This window comes from Kordia sp. E, from assembly GCF_056033805.1.
Genome location: NZ_JBRASR010000004.1, coordinates 103,648 through 129,528, shown reverse-complemented (window position 1 = coordinate 129,528; position 25,881 = coordinate 103,648). Strand labels below are relative to the sequence as shown.

The 25,881-nt window shown below is 31.9% G+C and carries 25 protein-coding genes; 18 read left to right on the top strand and 7 right to left on the bottom strand.

All coding sequences use genetic code 11. From position 1 onward, the window contains the following. Positions 1-5: 5 nt before the first annotated feature. From ACUUYC_RS20055 to ACUUYC_RS20000, 12 genes are all read left to right on the top strand, one after another. Positions 6-1,454 (top strand): dicarboxylate/amino acid:cation symporter, encoded by a 1,449-nt coding sequence (locus ACUUYC_RS20055; RefSeq protein ID WP_474268737.1) that lies wholly within the window; start codon positions 6-8, stop codon positions 1,452-1,454. A gap of 68 nt (positions 1,455-1,522) precedes the next feature. Beyond that, a complete protein-coding gene (gene gshB, locus ACUUYC_RS20050; protein WP_474268735.1) occupies positions 1,523-2,554 on the top strand; it encodes a glutathione synthase in 1,032 nt (343 codons plus the stop codon). Next, on the top strand, positions 2,555-3,373 hold the full coding sequence (locus ACUUYC_RS20045; protein ID WP_474268733.1) for a sulfurtransferase: 819 nt from the start codon (positions 2,555-2,557) through the stop codon (positions 3,371-3,373). A 167-nt stretch (positions 3,374-3,540) separates the two neighbouring features. Then, positions 3,541-4,053, top strand: coding sequence for a hypothetical protein (locus ACUUYC_RS20040; RefSeq protein WP_474268732.1), 513 nt, complete (start codon positions 3,541-3,543; stop codon positions 4,051-4,053). A gap of 20 nt (positions 4,054-4,073) precedes the next feature. Further along, on the top strand, positions 4,074-4,901 hold the full coding sequence (locus ACUUYC_RS20035; RefSeq protein WP_474268730.1) for an N-formylglutamate amidohydrolase: 828 nt from the start codon (positions 4,074-4,076) through the stop codon (positions 4,899-4,901). A 15-nt stretch (positions 4,902-4,916) separates the two neighbouring features. Continuing rightward, positions 4,917-6,074: a flavohemoglobin expression-modulating QEGLA motif protein gene (locus ACUUYC_RS20030; protein ID WP_474268728.1), complete on the top strand. Its 1,158-nt coding sequence runs from the start codon at positions 4,917-4,919 to the stop codon at positions 6,072-6,074. 179 nt (positions 6,075-6,253) lie between these two features. Next, entirely contained in the window at positions 6,254-7,942 is a 1,689-nt protein-coding gene (locus ACUUYC_RS20025; protein ID WP_474268726.1) for a helix-turn-helix domain-containing protein, read from the top strand. Between the two features lie 81 nt (positions 7,943-8,023). Then, the gene (locus tag ACUUYC_RS20020; RefSeq protein ID WP_474268724.1) at positions 8,024-8,278 is read left to right on the top strand and encodes a hypothetical protein; all 255 of its coding nucleotides are present in this window, start codon (positions 8,024-8,026) and stop codon (positions 8,276-8,278) included. 193 nt (positions 8,279-8,471) lie between these two features. Continuing rightward, positions 8,472-8,717 (top strand): hypothetical protein, encoded by a 246-nt coding sequence (locus ACUUYC_RS20015; protein WP_474268722.1) that lies wholly within the window; start codon positions 8,472-8,474, stop codon positions 8,715-8,717. A gap of 21 nt (positions 8,718-8,738) precedes the next feature. After that, positions 8,739-8,993, top strand: a complete 255-nt coding sequence (locus ACUUYC_RS20010; RefSeq protein WP_474268720.1) for a hypothetical protein — start codon at positions 8,739-8,741, stop codon at positions 8,991-8,993. A gap of 156 nt (positions 8,994-9,149) precedes the next feature. Then, entirely contained in the window at positions 9,150-10,952 is a 1,803-nt protein-coding gene (locus ACUUYC_RS20005) for a helix-turn-helix domain-containing protein (RefSeq protein ID WP_474268718.1), read from the top strand. Between the two features lie 84 nt (positions 10,953-11,036). Continuing rightward, a complete protein-coding gene (locus ACUUYC_RS20000) occupies positions 11,037-11,291 on the top strand; it encodes a hypothetical protein (RefSeq protein WP_474268715.1) in 255 nt (84 codons plus the stop codon). 102 nt (positions 11,292-11,393) lie between these two features. Here ACUUYC_RS20000 and ACUUYC_RS19995 read toward each other — a convergent pair whose 3' ends face one another. Next, positions 11,394-14,891 carry a T9SS type B sorting domain-containing protein gene (locus ACUUYC_RS19995; RefSeq protein WP_474268713.1) on the bottom strand — a complete coding sequence of 1,166 codons (3,498 nt, stop codon included), beginning with the start codon at positions 14,889-14,891 and terminating at the stop codon, positions 11,394-11,396. A 180-nt stretch (positions 14,892-15,071) separates the two neighbouring features. Between ACUUYC_RS19995 and ACUUYC_RS19990 the strand changes: the two genes are divergently transcribed. Continuing rightward, on the top strand, positions 15,072-15,932 hold the full coding sequence (locus tag ACUUYC_RS19990) for an alpha/beta hydrolase (protein ID WP_474268711.1): 861 nt from the start codon (positions 15,072-15,074) through the stop codon (positions 15,930-15,932). Beyond that, positions 15,932-16,732 carry an alpha/beta hydrolase gene (locus ACUUYC_RS19985; protein ID WP_474268709.1) on the top strand — a complete coding sequence of 267 codons (801 nt, stop codon included), beginning with the start codon at positions 15,932-15,934 and terminating at the stop codon, positions 16,730-16,732. Before ACUUYC_RS19990 ends, ACUUYC_RS19985 begins: the two co-directional genes overlap by 1 nt. A gap of 23 nt (positions 16,733-16,755) precedes the next feature. Here ACUUYC_RS19985 and ACUUYC_RS19980 read toward each other — a convergent pair whose 3' ends face one another. The 5 genes from ACUUYC_RS19980 to ACUUYC_RS19960 all read right to left on the bottom strand — a co-directional run bounded on the left by ACUUYC_RS19980 (position 16,756) and on the right by ACUUYC_RS19960 (position 19,475). Next, positions 16,756-16,968 carry a DUF7220 family protein gene (locus ACUUYC_RS19980; RefSeq protein ID WP_474268708.1) on the bottom strand — a complete coding sequence of 71 codons (213 nt, stop codon included), beginning with the start codon at positions 16,966-16,968 and terminating at the stop codon, positions 16,756-16,758. Further along, a complete protein-coding gene (locus ACUUYC_RS19975; RefSeq protein ID WP_474268706.1) occupies positions 16,958-17,668 on the bottom strand; it encodes a metallophosphoesterase family protein in 711 nt (236 codons plus the stop codon). The genes ACUUYC_RS19980 and ACUUYC_RS19975 overlap by 11 nt, the downstream gene beginning before the upstream one ends. A gap of 70 nt (positions 17,669-17,738) precedes the next feature. Continuing rightward, complete coding sequence (locus ACUUYC_RS19970; protein WP_474268704.1) at positions 17,739-18,590, bottom strand: AraC family transcriptional regulator; 852 nt, start codon at positions 18,588-18,590, stop codon at positions 17,739-17,741. Between the two features lie 26 nt (positions 18,591-18,616). Beyond that, complete coding sequence (locus ACUUYC_RS19965) at positions 18,617-18,994, bottom strand: hypothetical protein (protein ID WP_474268702.1); 378 nt, start codon at positions 18,992-18,994, stop codon at positions 18,617-18,619. Positions 18,995-19,064: 70 nt separating this feature from the next. Beyond that, a complete protein-coding gene (locus ACUUYC_RS19960) occupies positions 19,065-19,475 on the bottom strand; it encodes a helix-turn-helix domain-containing protein (RefSeq protein ID WP_474268700.1) in 411 nt (136 codons plus the stop codon). A gap of 306 nt (positions 19,476-19,781) precedes the next feature. Between ACUUYC_RS19960 and ACUUYC_RS19955 the strand changes: the two genes are divergently transcribed. The 4 genes from ACUUYC_RS19955 (at position 19,782) to ACUUYC_RS19940 (ending at position 24,922) form a co-directional block, all read left to right on the top strand. Further along, a complete protein-coding gene (locus tag ACUUYC_RS19955) occupies positions 19,782-20,921 on the top strand; it encodes a M14 family metallopeptidase (protein ID WP_474268698.1) in 1,140 nt (379 codons plus the stop codon). Positions 20,922-21,008: 87 nt separating this feature from the next. Then, on the top strand, positions 21,009-21,488 hold the full coding sequence (locus ACUUYC_RS19950; protein ID WP_474268696.1) for an Lrp/AsnC family transcriptional regulator: 480 nt from the start codon (positions 21,009-21,011) through the stop codon (positions 21,486-21,488). A 166-nt stretch (positions 21,489-21,654) separates the two neighbouring features. After that, a complete protein-coding gene (locus tag ACUUYC_RS19945; RefSeq protein WP_474268694.1) occupies positions 21,655-24,243 on the top strand; it encodes a phosphoenolpyruvate carboxylase in 2,589 nt (862 codons plus the stop codon). Positions 24,244-24,688: 445 nt separating this feature from the next. Next, positions 24,689-24,922, top strand: a complete 234-nt coding sequence (locus ACUUYC_RS19940) for a hypothetical protein (protein WP_474268692.1) — start codon at positions 24,689-24,691, stop codon at positions 24,920-24,922. A gap of 78 nt (positions 24,923-25,000) precedes the next feature. Here the strand turns inward: ACUUYC_RS19940 and ACUUYC_RS19935 are convergent, their stop codons facing one another. Beyond that, complete coding sequence (locus ACUUYC_RS19935) at positions 25,001-25,864, bottom strand: AraC family transcriptional regulator (RefSeq protein ID WP_474268690.1); 864 nt, start codon at positions 25,862-25,864, stop codon at positions 25,001-25,003. Positions 25,865-25,881 lie beyond the last annotated feature (17 nt).

The window sequence follows — 25,881 nt, the reverse complement described above, 5'->3', positions numbered from 1 at the left end:
CGCATATGAAAAAAATGGCATTACATTGGAAAATTTTAATTGGAATGGTTTTGGGAATCGTTTTCTCGTTCATTCTTCTATCAACTTCTTGGGGAAGTGAAATGATTACCACAAAAACAATTCCTGCTTCTGAAAAAATAGTTCAAGAAATTGTCAATGGAGAAGTTGTAACTACGATCAAGCAAATTGCAGCTAGAGATATTCAAACAACACGTGCTGAATATTTCATTAGTAGATGGATAAAGCCTTTTGGGACTATCTTTATTAATCTATTAAAATTGATTGCAGTTCCGTTAATTCTAGCTTCTTTGATAAAAGGTGTATCTGATTTAAAAGATATTGCCAAAATTAAAAAAATGGGTTTACGAACCATTGCAATCTATGTAGTGACTACGCTTGTCGCGATTATCATTGGCTTAGGAATTGTAAATACGGTGAAACCAGGCGTCGGAATGCCGCAGGAAACTATTGAAAAGATAAAAGAGAAATATGCGAGTTCTGATGGAGTCAACGATAAATTGATGAAAGCAGCTGCGCAAAATGATGCTGGACCTTTGCAGGCGTTAGTTGATATATTTCCAAAAAACATATTTCAATCTTTAGGGAACGCTAAAATGCTTCAAATTATCTTCTTCGCACTATTTGTTGGAATCTGTTTATTGTTAATTCCTGAAAAGCAAGCCAAACCAATGATTGATATTTTCGATTCCTTGAATGAGGTCGTCATGAAAATGGTAGATTTAATTATGTTATTTGCTCCATATGCCGTTTTTGCTTTACTCGCAAATGTAATTGTCGCCTTTGATGATCCAGAAATCTTACTCAAACTACTTTCTTACGGATTGTGTGTTGTTGGTGGATTGATTCTAATGATTGTTTTTTACTTAATGATTGTAAGTGTATATGTGAAGAAATCACCATTTTGGTTCTTAAAACAAATAAGTCCTGCGCAATTGTTAGCATTCTCTACAAGTTCTAGTGCAGCAACATTGCCAGTAACGATGGAAAGAGTAGAAGAACACTTAGGAGTTGATAAAGAAGTTTCAGGATTTGTATTGCCTGTAGGAGCAACCATTAATATGGATGGAACAAGTCTCTATCAAGCAATTGCAGCAGTATTTATCATGCAAGTATTAACACCTGAAGCCATAACATGGGAAGCACAATTAATTATTGTATTTACTGCATTACTAGCTTCTATAGGAAGTGCAGCAGTGCCAAGTGCTGGTATGGTAATGTTAGTCATTGTATTAGAATCTGTAGGATTTGATCCTGCTTTATTACCAATAGGGTTAGCATTAATATTTGCTATTGATAGACCTTTAGATATGTGTAGAACAACTGTAAATGTTACCGGAGATGCTACTGTTTCAATGCTTGTGGCAAAATCATTAGGCAAATTACACGATCCGAAACCTAAAAACTGGGACGATAATTATGTACCTTCAAAATAATAGTTTAAAAAACCAACAATTTTATATAAATTAGAAGATCAAAAAATAACCAACCAAAAAAATCAACTATGAATATTTGCTTTTTAATGTATCCATGGGAAGAGATAGATCCAGAAAATGATACAAGTTTAGCATTGATTAAGGAATGTGTGAAAAGAGGGCACGGAGTTGCAATGTGTACACCTTCAAACTTAACCATAAGAGATAGTGTTACCAATGCTTTTTGTACAGTAATTGCACGAATGGAAAAAGTGCCAACAACACTAAAATCATTCTATGGAAAAGCTACCTTGCGTGAAGAAATGTTGCCGTTAGCTGGTTTTGACGTTATATTCATGCGTGCAAATCCACCATTAGATCCAATCATGTTAAATTTCTTGGACTCTGTAAAAGATGACGTTTTCATTGTAAACTCACTTCAAGGAATGCGTGAAGCAAATAACAAACTATATACTGCAGCTTTTGGAGATGCGCATAGTAACATTATCCCAAATACACATGTATCAAAAAACAAAAACTACTTAGTACAACAAATAAAAGAATCGAAAGCAGACAAAATGATTCTAAAACCATTGAATGGTTTTGGAGGTTCAGGAGTTATTCTAATCGAGAAATCAGCGATGAATAACATTAAATCATTGCTCGATTTTTATATCACTAGTGGTGACGGAACTACAAATTATGTCATCTTACAAGATTATATAGAAGGCGCAGACCAAGGAGATGTTCGTATTTTACTCTTAAATGGTGAACCAATAGGAGCAATGCGTCGTATTCCTGGAGCTGACGATCATCGATCTAATGTGAGTGCAGGTGGACGTATAGCAAAACATGCATTGACCAAAGAAGAAAAAGCTTTGTGTAAACAAATTGGTCCAAAACTAGTTAATGACGGATTGTATTTTGTTGGAATTGATGTAATTGGTGGAAAACTAGTTGAAGTAAATGTAATGTCGCCAGGCGGAATAACATATATAAACAAAGTATACAAAGCAAAACTACAAGAAAAAGTAATCGACTTTGTAGAAAGTAAGGTTACTGATAAATTACAAGCATTTGACAGACGCGTACGTTTACGTAAAACTGTAGATGATGCTTAAATGATACAAATATCTAACCCAATAGTATCAACAGATTGGTTGCAAGAACATATTCATGCAACCAATCTTGTTATTTTAAACGGAACTATTTCAAAAGTTGTTGGTGAAGCTTTCGCTGAAACAAAACAGATTCCAAACGCACGCTTTTTCGATATAAAAAAGGTCTTTAGTGTGCTCAATGCGCCTTTTCCAAATACAATGGTTAATGTAGCAACATTTACACAAAAAGCACAAGAACTAGGAATTAATCAGGATAGCGCAATTGTTGTCTATGATGAATTAGGAATCTATGCATCTGCAAGGGTTTGGTACATGTTTAAAGCTATGGGATTTGATAATGTTGCAGTTTTAGATGGCGGATTTCCTATATGGAAAGAAAAAAACTATGCATGTGAAGAAAAACTATCTTTTCAAGGAAAATGTGGGAATTTTCAAGGAAAAGATCAATTGCATTTATTTAGAAATTATGATGGAATGTTGAAGGAAATTCAAAACACCTCAAGCTTAATTTTAGACGCACGTTCACAAGATAGATTCTCAGGAAAAGTCTCAGAACCTAGGAAAGGCTTGCGAAGCGGGCAAATTCCAACATCAAAAAATCTTCCATATACAGCGTTATTACACAACAATCAATTAAAATCGAAAACGGCAATCAAAGCCATTTTTGAATCGTTACAAACTGACGAAGCTGAACTTGTATTTTCATGTGGATCGGGAATTACAGCGTGCATTCTGGCATTAGCCGCCGAATATGTAGGATATAAAAACTATTCAGTCTATGATGGTTCGTGGACAGAATGGGGAAGTTTGTATAGTTAACAAATATATAAGAGATTATAAAATTGCGAAAAACAACAAACAGCGTTTGGATGCACTCTTAAAATTATATAAATTAGATTATGAAATATCTATCAACATTATCAATGAAGCACACGGAGATTATGATGTTGAAAAACAAGTAAAAATTTTTAGAGTAGGATAAAAGTATGGAAAACGTAAGTCATTGCAATATTTGTGAACATAAACAATATGATTTTTCTACAGGAAATTTATGCGGACTTACCCAAAAAAAGGCTGATTTCATTAAAAAATGTCCTAAAATAATTTTTGACAGTAATGCAAAAGAACAAATTGCAAAAATCAATTTAGAATATGAAGAAATAAAAGCTCGTAAAGTTGATGTAATAGGTCATTTAATACTATTCTCAATAATTGGAGCTGTTATTATAATTGCTGATATTTACTTTACACAATACTTATTTGAAGCAGGATGGATTTCTACTGTTAGCATTATAGGAATCGCCATAGGATTAGGATTAATAGGCTATGCATTTGCACCATTTGTAAACTATAGAGAAGCTTTTGGAGCTGCAAAGTCGCAAAAAGATCGCTTAGATGCTATTCTAAAAATATACGATTACGGTTATGATATCAATTTTGAAGATGAAGACTATCTAACTGCAGTCACATTACGAAGAGAAAAACAAAAAGTACGTTAATACAGAAAGCAGTCATTCGCATGGAAAAACTAACCATTCAACAAATTGTAACCAAAATTGAAAATGAAGAACTGTTTAGTGCAGTTTCGTCAGACTATTCATTTACGATAAAGATTGACGCGTATGTGCCATATGCTTGCGGCGCTGTGCACGATGGACATCAATTTAGACGTGAACTTTGGGATAATTGTATACATACAGAATATGATCGTTGGTTTGAAGAAGATCCAGAAACAAAAGAAATGGTAAAAACGCATCCGATTATTATTGCAGGAATGGATTCACGCTTTGAATATGACTTAAATAGAGCGCCAGATAGTGCAATTTATGAAGATGCTTGGGGAAAACAACTCTGGCATCAGCCACTTCCTGAAGACATGAAACAGAAGAGTTTAGCAAAACACACAAATTTTTATAAAGTAGTGCACGCGTTAATCACGAAACTAGAAGAGAAATTTGGGACTTGTATTGTATACGATATGCATTCGTACAATTGGAAACGTTGGGATAGAGAAGTGCCAACCTTTAATTTAGGAACAGGAAATCTTGACAATGAACGTTTTGGAGAAGTTATAGAATCTTGGCGAAAAATGCTTTCTATGATCAGTTTGCCGCACAATATTGAATCAACGGCTAAAATAAACGATACGTTTCAAGGAAATGGCTACTTTTTAAAGTATATCACACAGCATTTTAGCAACACTTTAGTTTTGGCAACCGAAGTAAAAAAGATATATTGCGACGAAATTAATCAAGTCATGTTCCCCGAAGTTGTAGCTGCTATTGAAAAACAACTGCGCAGCATGCTACCAAAACATGCAACTGCATTTTACGCAAAATACAAATAAGAAGATTTTTTTAGGATGAATGATATACATGTTGGAAATGAAGTGCTTTTTGAAATTGACAAAAATATTGACGAACTCGTTAAAAAAGTCGAATTACTAAGCTATGTAAATCCTTTAAATATTGAAGAAGAGAAACAAAAATTCTTCAAATCGAAATATCTAACAGACCCAAAATTTACGTATCCTGAAATTGATTTTGATCGGTTCCATTTACACAGAAAACTGTTTTCACAACCTATAGAACGTATTGAAAACGAATATACTAGAGGTTTGTATGAAGATATCATTTATGCGTATTCTGGTTTGATTCAATGTATTGAAACTATTGGAACTAAGCATAAGTTTTACTACAATAGTTTGCGTTCATTTGGAACACCAACAGAACAAGATGTTGAAAATGCGAAGTTTATCCTTCACTTTGAAGAAGAAGACGAAAACGAAGCACAATTTCAACCAAAGCACAACGCAAAAGAAACGGAAGCACTTTTTAGAGCCTATTCTAAACAATACGATTTCTCATACAACATAAAGTTCTCTAAAGATATGAGCGCTATCGCAATGGTTTTAAACAATATTAAAACCTTAGTTATCAATGAAAATCATGTGTTTTCAGATAATGAAATTGCAGTATTGACAAATCATGAAATTGGCGTACATATGGTGACAACGATGAATGGATTGTTGCATCCGCTAAAAATATTTTCAAACGGATTTCCAAACTATGAAGAAACACAAGAAGGTTTGGCTGTTTTTTCAGAATATATGAGCAATAATTTAACTGTAAAACGCCTAAAAGAGCTTGCTTATCGTGTAATTGCAGTAGATAGTTTGGCAAAAGGCTATTCGTTTTCTAAAACCTTCCGATTGTTTGTAAATACCTATGATTTAGACAGAGAAACTGCGTTTAATATTTCTGTTCGCGCACATCGAGGTGGTGGATTTACCAAGGATTATTTATACTTAACAGGTTTGAAAAAAGTATACAATTACTACAAATCTGGAAAAGACATGAATGTATTATTGCGCGGGAAAATTTCATTAGCGTATCAAGATAATATTGCTTCTTTGGCTAAAAATGGTTGTGCTGTTGCTTCAAAACACATTACTGATTCATACAAGGAGAACAAAAACACCAACAAAACTGTTGATTTCATTCTTGAAAATTTGAAGTAAACCTTAGTGTATTTTAAATCTCGATTATTGAATAACAATATAAAGAGAATTCATACGTATATAGTAGAGAGATTATTTATATTGCTAATCATTTAAGATATTTCAAAATATAAAATATGCGTATCTGCCAACGTTGTTTCAATTTCTTTTTTTTTAAAATTTTGCTGATACATTGTTTTGTGCTTTCATTTTCAGTTAGTCACGCACAAACAGATTCATTATCCAATAAATCGTATGAAGAATTAGCTACGTTGCATGTTGCGGCAATTAAAAAAGATGCAAAACGCGCACTTCACTACGCAACTGCTGCACATAAGTTGGCACTTAAAAAAAACAATCAGAAGGAAATAGCGGAGTCGTTGTATTTCCTTGCGAAATCTAACATTGACTTATCAAACAATGCGCTTGCGTTACAACAATTGACCAAAGTTCTTCAAATTGGGGCAAAATTAAAAGATTCACTATTACTTTTTAGAGCAAACAGTATTAAAGGAAATGCGTACAATGATATTGGAAAGGAATCTAAGGCATTGGAAGCGTATATAACTGCTAGAAAATATAGTACTAAAAGTAGTAAATCAAGTGATTTAATTCTTTTAGATATCAATATTGCATTCATGAAAAAATTGCATCGAGATTATGAAGGTGCAATTGCTACTTTAAAAGAAAGTTTAGTATTGCTGGAAGAAAAGGCGATTCCTGAAGAAAAAAAGATACGATTTGAGTTAATTACTTTAATGAATCTAGCAGATACATATTTACGTATGAAAGAAAATGATGTCATTCAATATGTAGCTGAAGCTGAATTGTATAATGACATAGGATTAAAAAAATGTTCAAAAGATATACATACTGTTTTTTATTACGTGTTTGTTATGAATAAGGCAATTATTCAATATGAAAAAGGAGTATACGGTGAAAGTATAAAATTCACCAAGGAAGTGGCGGATTATGCGATACAAAACAACAATGAAAGCTTAAGATCCACAACACTTTTTTATTTGGGTAAAATTCACTTTAAGTTAAAAGAATATAAAAAATCGATTGACTTTTTAGAGAAAGCTTACGCTATTATGGAAGCATCGGAACGTAGCTATTCTAATGAAAAAGAGCTTCATAGGTTGTTGATGTTCAACTTTGCAAATACAAAAGAATTGGATAAACTGCAATTTCATTTTAAATTGTTTAGCAAACTTGAAAAGTCACAAAGTCAAAAAGATATTGAAATTATTACGCATATAAAAGATGATGATTTAACGAAATTGACTAATGAGCTTAAAGTGTTAGGAGTTGATTTATCTAAAGAAAAACGTAAAAATTCAACATCATATACTATAGCTACGTTGTTTGCAGTTCTTTTACTTGTAAGTATTATTTTCTATAGACGTAAAGTGAAACGAATTAAGCAGAAAGTGGCACAAGTAATGGAAAAGGTGCGTGATTTAGAAAAACCTAAAACACAACACAAAGGCAAAAATATTGCAGCAACTGATACGGTAACGGATAAAAAAGCACTTGAAATTTTGCAGAAGTTAAAAGAATTTGAGGATAATGAAGAATTCTTAGTGCAAGGTTGTACCCTTATCTACGTTGCTGAAAAATTGAATTCCAATACAACCTATCTTTCAAAAGTAATTAATACCTATAAAGGAAAAACATTCAATTCATACTTAAATGAATTGCGAATTAATAAAGCATTAATTCAACTAAAGAATGATGCAAAATTACGTTCGTATACGATAAAAGGCATTTCAGAAGAGTTTGGTTTCAAGCGACAAGAAACGTTTTCTAGAGCCTTTAAGCAACAAACTGGAATTTATCCTTCTCTATATCTTAAAAAATTGAGTGAAGCTGCTAAAAATGATTGAGGATTTATAAAAACGCAATTTCCATCTAGCATAAGCATTGAGTTTAGCCGTTACTTTAGTGTAACTAAAAATTTGATATAGATGAAATTGAAATTTAAAAAACAAACAATTGCTTCGCTGCATTTAATGCAACAATTAAAAGCAGGAAGTATAGATGGTGAAATAATTGCTTTTACAGAACCTCCAAGTGTAGAAGAAACGCAAACGGTCTGTAATTCTTCAAACCAATTACCTTGTACTATCTCATTAAATCCGGATGATTGTCATACAAACGATGGAACATTAAAAACTTGGGATGCGGGATTTCAAGGAGAATCAAGATATGTATATTGTTGAGATTAGAATATACTTTTGGAAGCTTTTTAAAATCATGTCAAAACCATGTGGAAATTCATTCTTATAAACTCACAAAAAATAGATAGTAAACATACATAGAGTATTGAGAATTTATAAATACGCAATTCTAAAGCTTTGTAAACGTTGTGTTTAGCGGTTACTTTACAATGATAAAATTTTAAATCAAAACATTATGAAGAAACAAAGCTTAAAGAATTTACAGTTAAATAAGATCCAAGTATCAAAAATTTCTGGTGGATGGCCAAGCGGACCAACAAATAATCAAACTGCAGGTGAGGAAACATGTCAACAAGATTGTGTTTCTGCATATAGAACTTGTATATCTGAATATCAAACGGCTTGCGAACCTATTAAAACGTATGAGAGAGAGTGTGCAAATCATGTGAAAACTATTAATCCTGCAACGAGAACTTGTTAATCATTAATAAATTAAAAGTTTATGAAACTGAAATTTAAAAAACAAAAAATATCATCGTTAACTATTTCTTATAAATTAATGGGAGGAAATACACATACTGTTTCGGATGACAGGCATACAAATATACCTACACTGGGAACAGCCTGTATGGAAACATATAATGAACCTTGTACGTATAGTGTAGTGCCTACTAAATGTGATACGAATGATGGAACATTAAAAACTTCGGATGTACGAACAGGGTTCTTTGATCCTAACTACACAAGAGTTTGTTAATGTGATTGTAAATCAACGAATTAAATAACTACCCATAAATAAGCATTGATCTAACTACTGTTTTTTCAATGCTTTATTTGTGTAAAATGAAGCTGTAAATTAGGGTTATTTTGATGCTAGCGTAACAACATAAAGAGAATTCAGACATATATATGTATGAAGATTGTTTATCTTGTTGAACTCTTATTTCAAAATCAAAACATGTTGAATTTCAAACAGAATTGCTGTTCCCCATTTTTCAAAGTTTTTATTCTATTCTTATATCTAAGTGCAATTTCTAGTGCATTTTCGCAAACGGATACGTTAGCAACGAAATCATACAAAGAATTAGCGCAACTATATGCGCGTAACATTGGTAAAGACAACGTAAGAGCAAATATATACATCACAAAAGCACATCAAATAGCATTACAAGAAAATAATGAAAAGGAGATTGCTAAGTCATTGTATGGAATTGCGTTTAGCAATTTTCACTTAACCAATAACAAAGAAGCATTAAGCAGCATAAAAAAAGCAATTTCACTATACGAAACTGCCGAAATTAAAAATTATACAATGCTGTCGCAGAGCTATAATTTAAAAGGAAGCATACTTACTGACACACGAGAAGATTCTGATGCTTTAAATGCACACTTAAAAGCGAAAGAATATGCAAAAAAAACGAATAGTGTAGCGAATGAAATCAAGTCGACAACTAATATTGCTTTTATTAAAAAAGAGCACAAAGATTTCAAAGATGCCATTCGTATTTTTAAAGAAAACCTTGAAACACTAAAAACGTCAACACTACCAGCAAGTAGAAAACTATACTATGAAGTTTTTCAATATGCAAATATTTCGGAAGCATATTTGCGAATGGGAGAAATGACTTCAGAAGATTATACTAAAGAAGCAAAGCATTACAATGAATTAGGTTTGCAAAAATGCCCTGAAAATGACGCAATATCGTATTCTTATTTACTGATTAATAAAATTGTGATTCTATTTGAGGAAGAAAAATACGAAGAAAGTATTGCATTAGTAGCAAAAGCGGAACTTTTAGCAAAAGCAAGTAAAGATGAAAATCTATTATGTTCGGTATATATATATGCAGGTAAAAGCTATGCAAAGCTTGATAATTACAAAGAAGCAGTTACTTTTTTAGAAAAAGCAAACACTATTATTCTGAATTCTGAAAAGAAGTATCACACAGAACGATTATTAAACAAAGAACTATCTATAAGTTATACAGCTATTGGTGAAATAGAAAAAGGGCAAAAATACTTTGAAAAATATGCTACGCTAGTAGAAACAGAAGCAGAGGAAGATATTAAAGTAATAAAAGAAGTATATGTAAAAAATGACATTGCTGAATTACGAGAAGAATTAAATAAATTTAGAAAAAGAATGATTGCTGAAACAACTCGTAAGCAACAACTATATGCTGTTTTGGGAATTGTTGTTTTTTTATTGATAATCAGTATTTTATGGTATCGAAACAAAGTAAACCAAGTAAAAAGACGAATAAAAATTGTATTACAAAAAGCGAGTGAACTAGAAAAAACACGAACGCAACAAAAAACGACTGGCGTTTCAATTTCTGAAAAAGTTACGGATACAAAAGCAGCATTACTATTAGAAAAATTGCAAAAATTTGAAGAGGAAGAAGTGTATTTATCACCAGAATGTAGTTTAAGTTTTGTAGCAGAAAAACTAGAATCGAATACGTCTTATATTTCAAATGTAATTAATAACTACAAAAACAAAACCTTCAAATCATACATTACTGAATTGCGAATTAACACTGCATTAGTTCGATTGAAAAATGATGAAAGACTACGTTCATATACGATCAAAGCGATTGCAGAAGATTTTGGTTTCAAACGTCAAGAAACATTTTCAAAAGCATTTAAACTACAAACAGGAATCTACCCATCACAATATTTAAAAAAGCTACGTGAAGACATAGAAACCAATTGATAGTTCATAAACCATCAAACTTTACGCTTTGTAAACCCTATGTTTTAATGTTACTTTGTCATGTAACATTAAAACTTTGTTAAAATGAAAAAAAAGAACGTATCCTTATTAAAATTTAAAAAGAATAGAATAGCTAACCTTCATAATTTGAAAAAAGTTGTTGGTGGTACTGGCACTGACGCTGCTCTTGATACATTACATACAGATTGTAGTCCAAGTTGTGTAGCTACCTGTGAAACATATGATCCCGCAAAATGTAATGATACAAGAACTTTAGCAGATAATACTTTTTACGATACATGTGATTGTAATGGGTTTCTTACTGGCGCTGCTTGTTGATAAATGAGTAAGCATTCATGAAACATGTGCTTTATTGAAAAATAAACTAAAAAGCACGAATCATATTACGATTCGTGCTTTTACTATTTAGAGTATACTTTGTTATCGTTTTAATGTAAAGTGTCCTGTATAGCGTTGATTATTACTTGGTCTTTCTACCATAAACCAATAATCTGAAGAAGGCAATTGCCTTCCGTGAAATGTTCCATTCCAACCGCGTGATTCAGGTTTTAAAATCGTCAATAACTTTCCATATCGATCAAAAATATGAATACGTAAATCTGGTTCAAATTCTGAAGAAATAATCTGCCAATAATCGTTATATCCATCATTATTTGGAGTGAAAAAACTTGGGTAGAATAGGAGGTTTACTTCTTCAGTGACAACTCCACAACCATTTTTATCTCGTACATATGCGGTAAAACTACCAGCTAACAAATTTGAAAAAACTGGACTATCTTGATAATTGACGCCATCAATTGAAAATTCATAATCACCAATTCCTTCTACAAAAATTTCAAATTGATTGTTATTAAATGTCCAATCCTGTATTTCTACATTTGTAATTATTGCTTCATCTGATTCTATCACACGAATAGTTTGTGTATTGCTACAACTCACAGCTGGTGAGGAAGCGTAATTTGTAATAATCGTTACGGTATACAATCCGGCTTCTGTTACGGTAATCTCTTGTGTAGTTTGTCCAGTATTCCAAACATATTCATCGTAACCAGTATCGGCGCTAATCATTATGCTTTCATTCGAACATAAATACACAATCATTTCGTCAGTATTCACATTAGGAACTTCTTTTACTTCAATAAAAAAGGAAGTTGTGTCATAACAGTTTGTTTCAATATCGTTTTCAATACGAACAAAAATTTCTTGCGGATTGGTCTCATTAGAGAAATTTGTAGCAATTGCGTCCGTGTTCGCATCAGCAGCAGCTTGCGAAGTATGATAGGTAATTGAGAATGCACCAGTTTGACCGTTTGCTATAAATTCATTCTGGATGCCTAAATTAAATACTTCCGTTCCATCATTGCTGAGATCGTCACAAACAATCAAATCACTTACTGGGTTTGCAATGTATTGTGTTCGCATCAATAGTATAAAATTCACGATTGTAAAACAAGTAGTGTTTTCACGATTTTGTTTTCTTGCATAAATGGTTTGTGTTGCATTTTGAAGCACATATGATGCTGGTAATCTATTAGTATCATTATTTGCATCTGTAATCGTTTCATAATAAAACACATCAAAAATACTACTGCTTTGCGTTCCAAGAACTTGATCGGTTAATAGCGATAGATTTATCAATTCTTGAGAATCATTAAAATCATCACAAACGCTGATATCCATAACCATATCAGCAGTTGGAGTTTCAGATACAATCAAATTAAAACTGGTAATTGAAAAGCATTCGGAATTATCGTTATGTTCAATTTTTGCAAAAATTGTTTCTGGATTGGTCGTATTTGTATAATTCGTTGGTAATGGATCTTGACTATTCTCAGCGTCTTCTTGTGAAGTATAATATGTAATAGTAAATGGACCAGTTTGACCGTTTGCTATAAATTGATTTTGCATGCCTAAATTAAATTCTTCAGCATCATCATTGCTTATGTCATCACAAATAATCATATCATTCACAGGATTTGCAAAATATTGCGTTTGCATAGATAATGTAAAATTGATGAGTATAAAACACTCAGTATTTTCACGATTCTGTTTTCTTATATAAATGATTTGTGAAGCATTTTGAAGCACGTATGTTGCAGATAATCTATTTGTATCATTATTTGCATCTGTTATAGTTTCATAATAAAACACATCAAAAACACTACTGCTTTGCGTCCCTAGAACTTGATTTGTTAATTCTGATAAATTTATTAATTCTTGTGAATCATTAAGATCATCACAAACATTTATATCCGTAACTGTATTGGTTGTTGGACTTTCGTAGACAATTAAGTTAAAACTTGTAATAGCAAAACACTCCGAATTATTTGCAGGTGTAATTTTTGTAAAAACCTCTTCTGGATTACTAACATTTGTATACGTTGTAGGCAATGCATTCTGACCATTTTCCGCATCTTCCATACTTGTGTGGTATGTAACGGTATACGTATCGCCAACATCTTGACCAGTTAATGCTTCTATATCTTTAGTTGATAAATCAAAAGGAGTAAAGCCATCATTTATACTATCATCACAAATAAGATAATTAGTAATTGGATTTGCAATTGGCGGATTGCTGATCACAACTGTTTTTGTATTTGTTTGTGTTAATGATGCTGTATTTACAGTAACAGTTACTTCATAAGTTCCTGTAAATTCATACATATGTGCTGGGTTTTCAATCATAGAAGTATTTCCATCACCAAAATCCCATAAAATAGATGTTATATCTTCCGTATTTGTACTAACTGAAAATCGGGTAGCATCGCCAATGCAAGTATTTTCAAAATCAATATTTACTATAAACAATGATTGTATAAAAGGCGGCAAACCTTGTTGTGAAACTCCAGTACCTAAGTTAACAGCTTCATTTACGTAATCACACGCCAATCCGTCAGCTTCTGGATCGTTTATAACACCAAGATAATTTTGTCCAGGTCTGGCATAATAAATTTTACCATCAATAGCCAATTGCATTCCAGCTCTACGTTCAACGGCTGAATGCAGTTCAACTCTTGTTGCATTCACATCTGGTGATGTAATATCAAACTGATGTAAATATGTAGTTGTAATAACGAATTGCCCTGAGGATACATACATTTTTTCTGAATTAGGAGAAAATTCAGCACAATACGGCGCATTTTGAGTGACTAATTGTTCAATTTCTGGTCCAACTCTTCCTGATGTACTATCAAAATTGTGCAAACATGTATGTAGTTGATTTTGATTGCAAATAGCAATTTTAGTTCCGTCAGGAGAAATCTTTAGATAACCTCTTCCGTCATTTGTAGCACAACCATTATATGTAGATCGTACTGTATTCAAGTCAATTCCTGTGCTTGTAATGTGAAATGAATGAAATGTATTGAAATTACCTCCAAAATTACCAGTAGGTGTTGCATAACTTACAAGCCAATATCCTTCATTTTCATCGCTAATAGCAGCTATTTTTTCGGCACTTGTTGATAATAATAATATATTTTTCTGATCAGGAATAATATCTCCATTACCACCATTCAAAGTTAAGTCGAGTACACTATAATATAAACCACCATTATTTGTGTTATGGTCAACACAAAAAATATAATATTTAGTAGTATCATTAACAAAAGGAACAATAATACCAGATTGGGAACTTGTAGAGTTTCCTTGTAATCCAGTTCCGTTAGTCATTATAGTATGATTTCTGTCCCAAACGGTACTTCCATCTGTATAAAATAGCAAATCTCCATCTGCATTTGATATACTTGCACAACCTTCATCTGTAACTAACTGACCATTTGTGATGGCTACAGGATTTCCACTACTAAAATCAAGTCCAGCATTATCCCCAAAATACCATATGTTGGTTTGTCCTTGTGAAAAGGAGTAAAAAACATGGAACGTAATAAAAATAAAAAGTAAAATTTTTCTCTTCATACAGTAGTATTCAAAATAGCGAATAAACAGGTCTACTAATCAGTGTTTTAGGGATTATTGTAAAGTTACTATATTTCTGTGTAAATTTCTTTTATTGTAATTTGTTGTTGGTAAGAAATTTGAAATTAATATAAAACCAGAAAGATTCCCTATCTTATTGGTTTAAAATCATCACTATATATGTCATATTGGGCAATTGGAATTTTAGTATTTATTATCATTTATATAATTGCGAATATAGTGTTATACTTTCTGCAAGAGCGTTTTATATTCAAGGCTGAGAAACTACCAAGTGATTTTAAGTTTGATTATGAAAATCAAATTTTTGATGAATATAATATTGAGGTTGATGAAGGTGTAAACATTAATGGAATTCACTTTAAAGTTAGAAACCCAAAAGGTGTTGTTTTATACCTTAAAGGAAACTCAAGAAGCATTAAAGGTTGGGGGAAGTTCGCAGTAGACTTCACACGCTACGGTTTCGATGTATTGATGGTAGATTATCGTGGTTATGGAAAAAGCACAGGAAAACGCACGGAAGCAGGTATTAAGAAAGATTTACAACATGTATATGATCGTTTAAAGGAACAAGTAAGTGAAGAATACATTACGTTATACGGACGATCGCTAGGTTCTGGTTTTGCAACCAAATTAGCTTCCAATAACAATCCACGATTATTAATATTAGATGCACCTTATTATAGTGTAAAGCATATTACAAAGCGCTTTTTGCCAATCATGCCAATGTCGTTAATATTACGATTTCCAGTAAAAACATACCGTTGGATTGAGTATGTAAAATGTCCAATTAAAATAATTCATGGTACAAGTGATAAGCTGATTCCGTTTAAAACGAGTGTGAAATTGTCAAAGATTAATCCAAAATGGACACGTTTATATCCTGTAATTGATGGCGGGCATAATAATTTGCACACATATCCGCAATATCACCGTTTCCTTGAAGAAATATTAGCATCTGAACTACCGAAAGAAATAGACCCGTTAACATCAAGTTTAAGCTTTAGAAGAAAAAAACAATAATGAAGCGTTTAAAAACAATCGGTATTGTTATCATTGCATTTTATTTTGTGATCTCACTTATGTTACTCAATTTTCAAGAACAACTTATATTCAGAAGTCAAACGTTGCCACAAAATCATGTGTTTACGTCGTCTATTCCGTATGAGGAACTATTCCTAAAAGCTTCTGATGGTGCTATTTTAAACGGTTTGCATTACAAACGAGAAAACCCAAAAGGTGTATTGGTCTATTTTCATGGAAATGCACAAACATTGGAATATTGGGGGAAATGGGCAGAAGAATTATCAAAGCGTTACCAGTACGATGTCGTTATTATGGATTATCGTGGTTACGGGAAAAGTACAGGAAAACGTAGTTTTGACGCCATGTTAGCAGATGGAATGTTGTTCTATGACTATTGCAAAACAAAATTTGCAGAAGATCAAATTACCATATTTGGACGTTCGCTTGGTGGTGCATTTGCAACGCATGTTGCTACAAAAACGAAAGCAAAACGCTTAGTGTTAGAATCAACATTTGTAAGTGTTTATGAGCTTGCAAGCAATCGATTTTGGTTTTTACCTTTAAAATGGTTGCTAAAATATCCGTTCCAAAATGACGAAAACATTCAGCAAATTTCAATTCCAACATACTTCATTCATGGAACTGAAGATACTGTTGTTCCTTATGAACACGGGAAAACATTGCATGAAAAGTCGGGTAGTAGTACTAAAAAATTCTATACCATAAAAGACGCATTACACAACGATTTAATTCAATATCCTGCGTATTTTAAGGCGTTAGATGAAATTTTGAAATAGGTGAAAGTAAAATTATTGGATGATTATTTATTGGTTTTCCTATTGAAATACCTTCTCAAAAAATAATTTCTTAGAATACTCAATATGGTTAAGTATAAGGTTATAATTATATTTTTCCCTGAATGATTCTCTATTCCTAATAATGGAAATATAATTTCTAGTGAAATCATAGTGATGAAGAAACCAATAGTAACATTTAGCAGGCTTTCCAGTAATGATTGTTTCTTAGTCTGCATCGCTTAGTAATTGAATTTTTGAAAATAACTTTGTGTCTTTTAGTTCAATAATTCTATAGCCAAAAACCGTTGTGTCAATATCAAAAACATCTGTTTTCTTCTTAATTTGATAAGAAACAGCAGGAGTTATGTATTGAGTAATATTTTTATAGGTTAATTTGTTTTCCATATGATAGTGACCACAATAAATGGTAACTTCAACAGTAGCTTTCGTCAATAAAGAAACCAACTCTTCTCTATTAGTGAGTTTTCCAATTTCATCAACTTTCAAATCAAGTCCCATAATTGGATGATGTATAAAAAGTATAATAGGTTTTGATGAAATCAACTCTTTTTCAAGCCAACTTAGTTGCTCTTTGTCAATGATTCCAGCAGAAGAATCTAAATATATAAATTTATAATACTCTTTTAAAGTGCTATGATATGATTTTGGAGAATTAAAGTTGTAGTATTTTGAAGTTTCGATAAACGTATCGTGATTTCCTAAAGCGATTGTTAGGTTCTTATCATTAAGTTTTTTGAAAAAATAGGGTATAGCCTCATTTTCTCCAATATCTCCAGTACAAACAACTTCAGTGATGTTTTTGCGTTCAATATCTTTTAAAACAATGTCAAATCGTTGTCTGGCAATTGTATAATCATTAAAAGGAAAATCTTCATCTAAATGTAAATCAGTAATATGCGCTATTAGTTCGTTCATGCATTATTAACTTTAGTAATGACAAAAATAATGCTATGCATAATGATAGATTTATAAAATCTTGCGGATTTTATATTTTACTCCTAAATTGAGTTGGAGAAAGACCAATATGTCTTTTAAATACATTAGAAAAATAAGAGGTGTTATCGAAACCACAAGTGATAGCAATTTCCAAAATAGAATCTCTAGAATACTGAAGTTTGTGTTTCGCCTTTTCCAAACGAATAGTAGTTAAATAACTTAGCGGCGTATATCCGTGAAGTTCTGTAAACAATCGATGTAGGTAATATTTACTAATTCCAATATCGCTACTAACCTTAGCGAGCGAAATATCTTCGCTAATATTATCGTTTAAATATTCTTTCGCGGCAGTAATTAACTGAAACAACTGCTTCTTTGTATTGTGTTTAACAATCTTGAGTGCAGTAAATTTAGAGTCAATGTTAATCTGCTCTTTTACAACAACTTCAGATATTTGAATGAACAAACTTTCCATGAGATGTTCAAAAGTAATTTTATCATACATATAAAGATGCGCAATCTTATCAAGTAAAAAACTTACTTCATTGGTTGATTTTTTATGAATCACTTCTAAAAACTCAATACGCGCTATATCATTGGTATGATACTGATAAACTTCATTGATTAAACTTTCTGATAAGAAGAATGATAAACCTTTTGCGCCACTTTTGGCTTCCGTGGTAATAGTGCTATCATTATTTAAAATTAAGTATTGATTTTTTGAAACTTCAATATCTTGATTGTTGTAATTATACTGTTTTACACCTTCAATAATGTATTTTAATGTGTAGGTTGATTTATAAGAAACAGAAATATCATTAGAATGATGAGAGTACAACACTTTGTTCTCTAGTTGATTAGAAAATATTGGAGTAGTTGTGATCTCTTCAATCTTTACCATGAATAAAAAATAGATATTAACATAAATTACTCAAGCTTGGTTACAGTTCCACGTTTTTTATTTTTCTGATCTTCTAACAACGAATACTCTAATAAATACGTGTTCTCAGTCGTAGAAATGATTTTCATCTGAATTGGTTTGCTGTCTCTAAAATCAATTGGATGTAGCTTTCTACCAACAAACTCACATTCATTTACCCAACGAATGGTAAACGTATCAATTTTATTATCATAATAATCAATACTCAACGAATCTGTACGAATAGATCTTCCAGTTTTCGTTTCTCCATTAATTTCATATGTAAATTCAAAAGTTCCCGTTTGAAAATTTTTGCAGTTTCGTTCCACAGAATAACAAGAAGTCAAAAGTAGGGCAAGGCAAGTGATAAAAAAGAAATTTTTCACCGATTATAGTTTTAAAATGAATATCACTACAAAGAAACTAAAAATTTAAGTCGGCTAAAAAAGAATACTACTATTTCTGATAAGCTTCAAAAGTTCCATCAGTATAAAAAATTACAATCTTATCAATTGCTTTTCCATTTGATGGAATGGTGGAAGTTACTTTTTCTTCCAAAGACAACGATTGTTGTGAAACCTGTTTTTCAATTTTTGGAGTAGCAGTTGGAAGTGGAGTTGATACAATTTCTTCTTGAGAAACTTTAGGGAAATTTCCTTTTCCATTCATTAACCAATACAATTCTACTTCGGGAAAAGCACTCAAAATTTTCATTACAAACTCTAAACTTGGCTTGTTTCTACCAGATAAAATATGTGAAATACTAGAGCGTTGCACGCCTAACTTATCAGAGAATGCAGAAGCCGAAAGTCCGTAATAATCGATAACTTTTTTCAATCTTTTAGAAAAATCAGCAGTGTTTATCATTGTAAACAAGTATTATAGAATTAATATGTTTACAAAAGTAAATAGTTTATGTTGCTTATACAAGTAAACAATGTTAATTCAAAATTATAAGTTATAAATTACTTTAAGTAAATGTATTTAATTTATTGAAAATAAGATCATTAAAACACTAATGAATTCAGGTGGTTAATTTTGCAGTTTTTAGATGGAAAATATATGCTCTGAAAACGAATACTGTTTACAATACTAAACAGATGTGTTGAATTAAACTGTTTACAATTGTAAATTAAATAGTGTTTACATTTGTAACCTGTAATTCAACATATAATGTATACACATCACTTAGCGAATTGGTATCGCAAACATTTTGAAGCATCGCTACACGGTCGTTATATTACCTTAAATAATATTTCTCCGTTATTAGAAAAACTGCCTTCAAAATTCAATGTACAGCAAATTGGAGTTTCTGTATTAGAACATCCTATTCATTCCCTATCGATTGGAAATGGTTCAAAAAAAATATTGATGTGGTCGCAAATGCACGGAAACGAATCGACAACTACGAAGGCAGTTTTTGACTTATTAAACTTCTTAAATGAAGATTCGGAAATTGTAAAATCGATTTTAAAAGAATGTACTATTTGTGTAATTCCGATGTTAAATCCTGATGGTTCGGCTGCATATACGCGAGAAAATGCCAATGAAATTGATTTAAATCGTGATGCACAAGCATTAACTCAACCAGAAAGTGTTGTTTTAAAAACGATATACGATGCGTTTCAACCTGATTATTGTTTCAACTTACATGGACAACGAACTATATTTAGTGCAGGAAATCATGATAAATCAGCAATTGTGTCATTTCTAACGCCATCTGAAGATGAAAAGCGTTCTATTACACCAAATCGTCAAAAAAGCATGGAAATCATTATTAAAATGAACGAAATGCTACAAAAACTCATTCCTAATCATATAGGACGTTATGATGATGGATTCAATTTAAACTGTGTTGGAGATACGTTTCAAGCACTTGGAACACCTACGGTTTTATTTGAAGCGGGACATTTTCCAGACGATTACCAACGAGAAAAAGTACGTGAGTTGATATTTTATGCATTAATAGAAGCAATTCAATACATAACTTCCGCAGAAATTACAGGGAAGTATACAGACGCGTATTTTGAAATTCCTGAAAATGAAAAACAGCATTATGATGTTGTTTTAAAAAACCTTCAAACTGACGAAAAAGAAGTTTTTGATATTGGTGTTATGTACAAAGAAATCTTAAAAAATGGTAAAATTGACTTCGAACCGTATATTGAAGATAAAAAAATATTAAAAAAAATGTTCGCTCATCGCATTATTGATTTTCAAAAGGCAAACGCTCAAAGCTCTATATTTCAATCGTTTTCGTTGGATATAGAGGTTAACGAATATTTAAGAAAATTCAATAAAATTGACAATTAGTTAACATATCTTCATGGTTTTTATGCATTATTATTCACTTTTTTTTGTTTTTTTTGCATTATCTTTAAAAAATAATATAAGATAATCATGGCAAAATTTAGATTAGATGAAGTGGATCATCAGATATTAGACATGCTGATAGAGAATACTAGAATTCCATTTACAGACATCGCAAAAAAATTATTAATCTCGGCAGGAACTGTTCACGTTCGTGTTAAAAAATTAGAAGAAGCAGGAATTATTAGAGGTTCTTCATTAACATTAGACTATCAAAAACTTGGATATTCATTTATTGCATATGTTGGTATTTTCTTAGAGAAAACATCACAAACAAAATTTGTATTAAATAGAATACACGAAATTCCATATATCACTGTAGCGCATATCACTACAGGAAAATTCAATATTTTTTGTAAAGTACGTGCAAAGCATACAAAACACGCAAAAGATATCATCTTTATGATTGATGATATTGAAGGTGTATCGCGTACGGAAACAATGATTTCATTGGAAGAAAGTATCAACGATAAAAACCGCTTGATGCATTCAATCTTCAACGATTTATAAGGGAAAACGAAACACATAGCTAAACCCTTGCATTTTTCGTGTGAGGGTTTTTTTATTAGTGAAACCTAATTTTGAGAAGTCCTCAAGATGAATTCAAAATTAAAGATTGACTAATCACAGAATTACATTATTTATTTAACAAAATCATACTTAAACCAGAAAACAAATGTCTCGCAAGCCAAAATTAGAACGTTTTCAAGAAAATGTCTCCGCAAAATATCAAATCTATAACAGCATATTTATGACGTTACCTTTTGCTGGAATCTCAAATACAGGTGTTTTATTGCCTTTATTTAGTGAGATTTGTGAAAAAGGATACGCAATAGATAAAAACCCATCAGAAATCGTACAAAAGTTCTTTGAGCGTTACGTAGAACAAGATAAAACAGAAGAAGAAAAAATAGCTTTATTATTTCGTTTTATCCAATTTATTGAGCGTCAAGTAGTATTGTTTGATGCTGTAGAAGATGCTTCTTTTGCAATTGTGAATAATATGGATGGACGTGGAACGCTTCGAAACATAAAAGAAGAAGCAGAAGAGAAGCAAAAACTTGATGCGCTAAAAACATATCTAAAACGCTTTAAAGTTCGTCCAGTGTTAACAGCACATCCAACACAGTTTTATCCTGGACAAGTATTGGGAATCATTACAGATCTTGCGGAAGCTATAGAAAAAGATGATTTACTAACGATTAAAAAATTATTAGCACAACTTGGGAAAACACCATTTTTCAAAAAAGAAAAACCAACGCCGTATGATGAAGCTGTGAGCTTAATTTGGTATTTAGAGAATGTATTCTATCATTCTGCGAGTAAAATATACAACTACATTCAGCAAAATATTTTCAAAGACGAGGAAATAGATAATCAGGTTATTGATTTAGGTTTTTGGCCAGGTGGTGATCGTGATGGAAATCCGTTTGTAACAACTGAAATTACGCTAAAAGTAGCACAACGTTTGCGAAGTACAATTTTGCTAAACTATTACAGAGACATTCGTAAGCTAAAACGTAGACTTACGTTTGACGGTGTAGAGAAGCGTTTGGCGCGTTTAGAACGCATGTTGTATGACAATGTATACTTGCGTAAAGAAGAAGGAATGTTGTCGCTTACAGCGTTTGAAGACGAATTGAAAGCAATTAAAACGATTGTAATAGAAAAGCATCAATCATTATTTCGTCCGGAAATAGACGATTTAATCAATAAAGTAAAACTATTTGGATATCACTTTGCAATGTTAGACATTCGTCAAGATTCAAGAGTGCATGAAGGTGTGTTTGAGAATATTGCAGCTATAATGGAATCGAAAGGAAATCCTTTGTTTTCAGAAGCATATGCAACTGCAACAGCAGATGAAAAAGTAAAACTACTGACAAATATTTCAGAAGTTATTCAACCTGAATATTTTGAAGAAGAAATTACAAATTCTACAATTTCATCAATTTACGCCATGAAAACCATTCAAAAGCAGAATGGTGAACGTGGTGCAAATCGTTATATTATCAGTAACAATCAATCGGCAGTTCACGTAATGGAAGCCTTTGCAATGTTACGCTTGTGCGATTGGCAACAACCAGCTGTTGATGTTTCGCCATTATTTGAAACAGTTCCAGATTTACAAGCGGCGAAAGCTGTAATGCAAACGTTATACAAAAATGAAGCGTATTCGGAGCATTTAAAACGTCGAGGAAACAAGCAATACATTATGTTAGGTTTCTCTGATGGAACCAAAGATGGAGGTTATTTAATGGCGAATTGGAGTATTTTCAAAGCAAAAGAAGAGCTGACAGCAATTTCACGCGAATACGGAATCAAAGTAATATTCTTTGACGGTAGAGGTGGACCACCAGCGCGTGGAGGTGGAAAAACACACCAATTCTACGCTTCTTTAGGGAATACTGTAGAAGATGAAGAAATTCAGCTAACAGTACAAGGGCAGACGATAAGTTCCAACTTTGGGACATTAGAATCATGTCAATACAACTTAGAGCAATTGTTGAGTTCAGGAATCTCAAATGAAATATTTTCAGACGCTAAAGCGGAATTTTCTACAGATGATAAAAAGACGATGGAAACACTCGCTAAAGTGAGTTATGATACATATGTAGCGTTTAAAAGTCACCCAATGTTTTTGCCGTATTTAGAACGAATGAGTACGTTAAAATACTATGCAAAAACAAATATTGGAAGTCGTCCATCAAAACGATCTAAGTCTAAAGAGTTCAATTTCTCAGACTTACGTGCTATCCCATTTGTGGGAAGTTGGAGTCAGTTGAAACAAAATGTTCCAGGTTTTTATGGAGTTGGAACAGCGCTTGAACACATGGAAAAGAATGGGGAATTTGGTCAGGTTGAAGATTTGTATAAAAACTCATCTTTCTTCCGCACATTACTTGAAAACAGTATGATGAGCTTAACGAAGTCTTTCTTTAAGTTAACGGCATATATGAAAGATAATGAAGAGTTTGGTGAATTCTGGACGATTGTTTTCGAAGAATACAAACGTACGAAGCGCATGCTGTTAAAGGTAACAGGTTACGAGGAACTAATGGAAAATCAACAAGCTGGAAAAGCATCAATTCATGCACGTGAAAAGATTGTATTGCCATTATTAACGATTCAACAATATGCATTGCGCAAAATTCAAGAATTACAAAAAGATCCTAAAGCCAATGAAAAAGAGCTTGAAATCTTTGAAAAAATGGTCACACGTTCGCTATTTGGAAACATTAATGCGAGTCGTAATTCAGCGTAGTTTAGACACGCTTCGCTCGATTCAAATATTTAAAGATTCAAGAATTTAAAGTTTTGGTGCTGCTTGATGTTCTAAGCGTCATTTCGAGTGATTTTTTAGAATGGAATGAAGAAAAATTGTATCGAGAAGTGCTTTGAAGTTAGATTTTTAAATATTTGTCATTCCGCACTTGATGCGGATCCATGATTATCTAGAATATAATTAAAATCAAAACATAGTATAAATACTAAAGCCTAATAATAATATTGTTATTAGGCTTTTTTTATGATGTAGTGTATTTTTAAACATTGAATAACACTTTTAAAATGATGGTTTACTGTAGTTTATAGGGATTTTTCCTGTATAAATTAGGTGCAAGTCCTTAGTGGTCTCCGTGTTACAACTCTTTTATAAGATTCTGAATTATAAGACTTTTGTAAGGTTATAAACCTGTAAAACGAAAATCATGAAAAAAAAGAAGAACGATTTAAAAAAGTTAAAGTTCAACAAAAATGTAGTATCACACTTTGAAAAACAACAAATTCAAGGTGGAACGCTATTAACAGCTGGAGCGTGTACTACGAGACCAACAGATATAGCCCTTTATTCGAAATATACAAGACCATGTCAAACTGGGTTAGTTTGTACAAAAACTTGCGAACCTACTCAAATAGGTTGTTCAATAAGAATATGCTTATAAATTTTTAAATTAAAATACAAGAATTCATAAGAAGCTATTTACAGAATAGCTTCTTATTTTGTTTATAAATTTTAATGATTAATATGTTGAGCTTCTAAAGCTTGAAGGTGTTTCTTGTGTTTTTTGCTTAAATAATCGTGAAAAATAAGAGTAATCCTCAAATCCAAGACGGTTTGCGATTTCGTTTACTGATAATTCAGGAGATAATAACAATCGTTTTGCTTCTAAAATAATTCGATCTGTAATCACAATAGTAGCTGTTTTTTGCAAGGTTTCTTTACAAACACGATTCAAATGTTTTAGTGTAATATGTAAGTTTGAAGCGTAAAAAGAAGGTTTCTTTTCATGTTTGTAAAACTGTTCAAGTGATTGTTCAAAGTTTCGTAAAATCGTGTGAGAACGCTTGATTTGTAACTGCGTAGACGTTACATAGTGACGTGATAGTTCAATGTATATTAAATCGAGCAAACTCAAAACTGCGTGTTCTCTAAATAATTCTTTTGAGTGAAATTCTTTCAAAATCATTTCAAAAAATGAAGACACCATTTCAATCTGTGTTGTATTCAAATGCAATTCTGGAGTATTATATGTAGAAAAGTAAAACGGATAATCATTCACCTGCTTATGTCTAAAATGTACATTGTAAAATTCTTTTGAATGAAATAAAATATAACCGTCTATATCTTTTGATAAATTCCAATGATGCATTTGCCCAGGTTGTAATACAAATACACTTCCAGGGTTAATTTGAAACGTGTTAAAATCGACAACATGTGTTCCTGTTCCTTTTGTAAATACGACAACTAGGTGAAAATCATGCTTATGCGGCTTTTCAATAAACGGATGTGTGCGCAAATGTTCTTGAAATCGATTGCAATACAGATGTTTGCTTGAATCTTCATCCTTAAACTGCGAAATATTATAAACAGGTAATAATTGCATAGTATGTGTAAATGTCT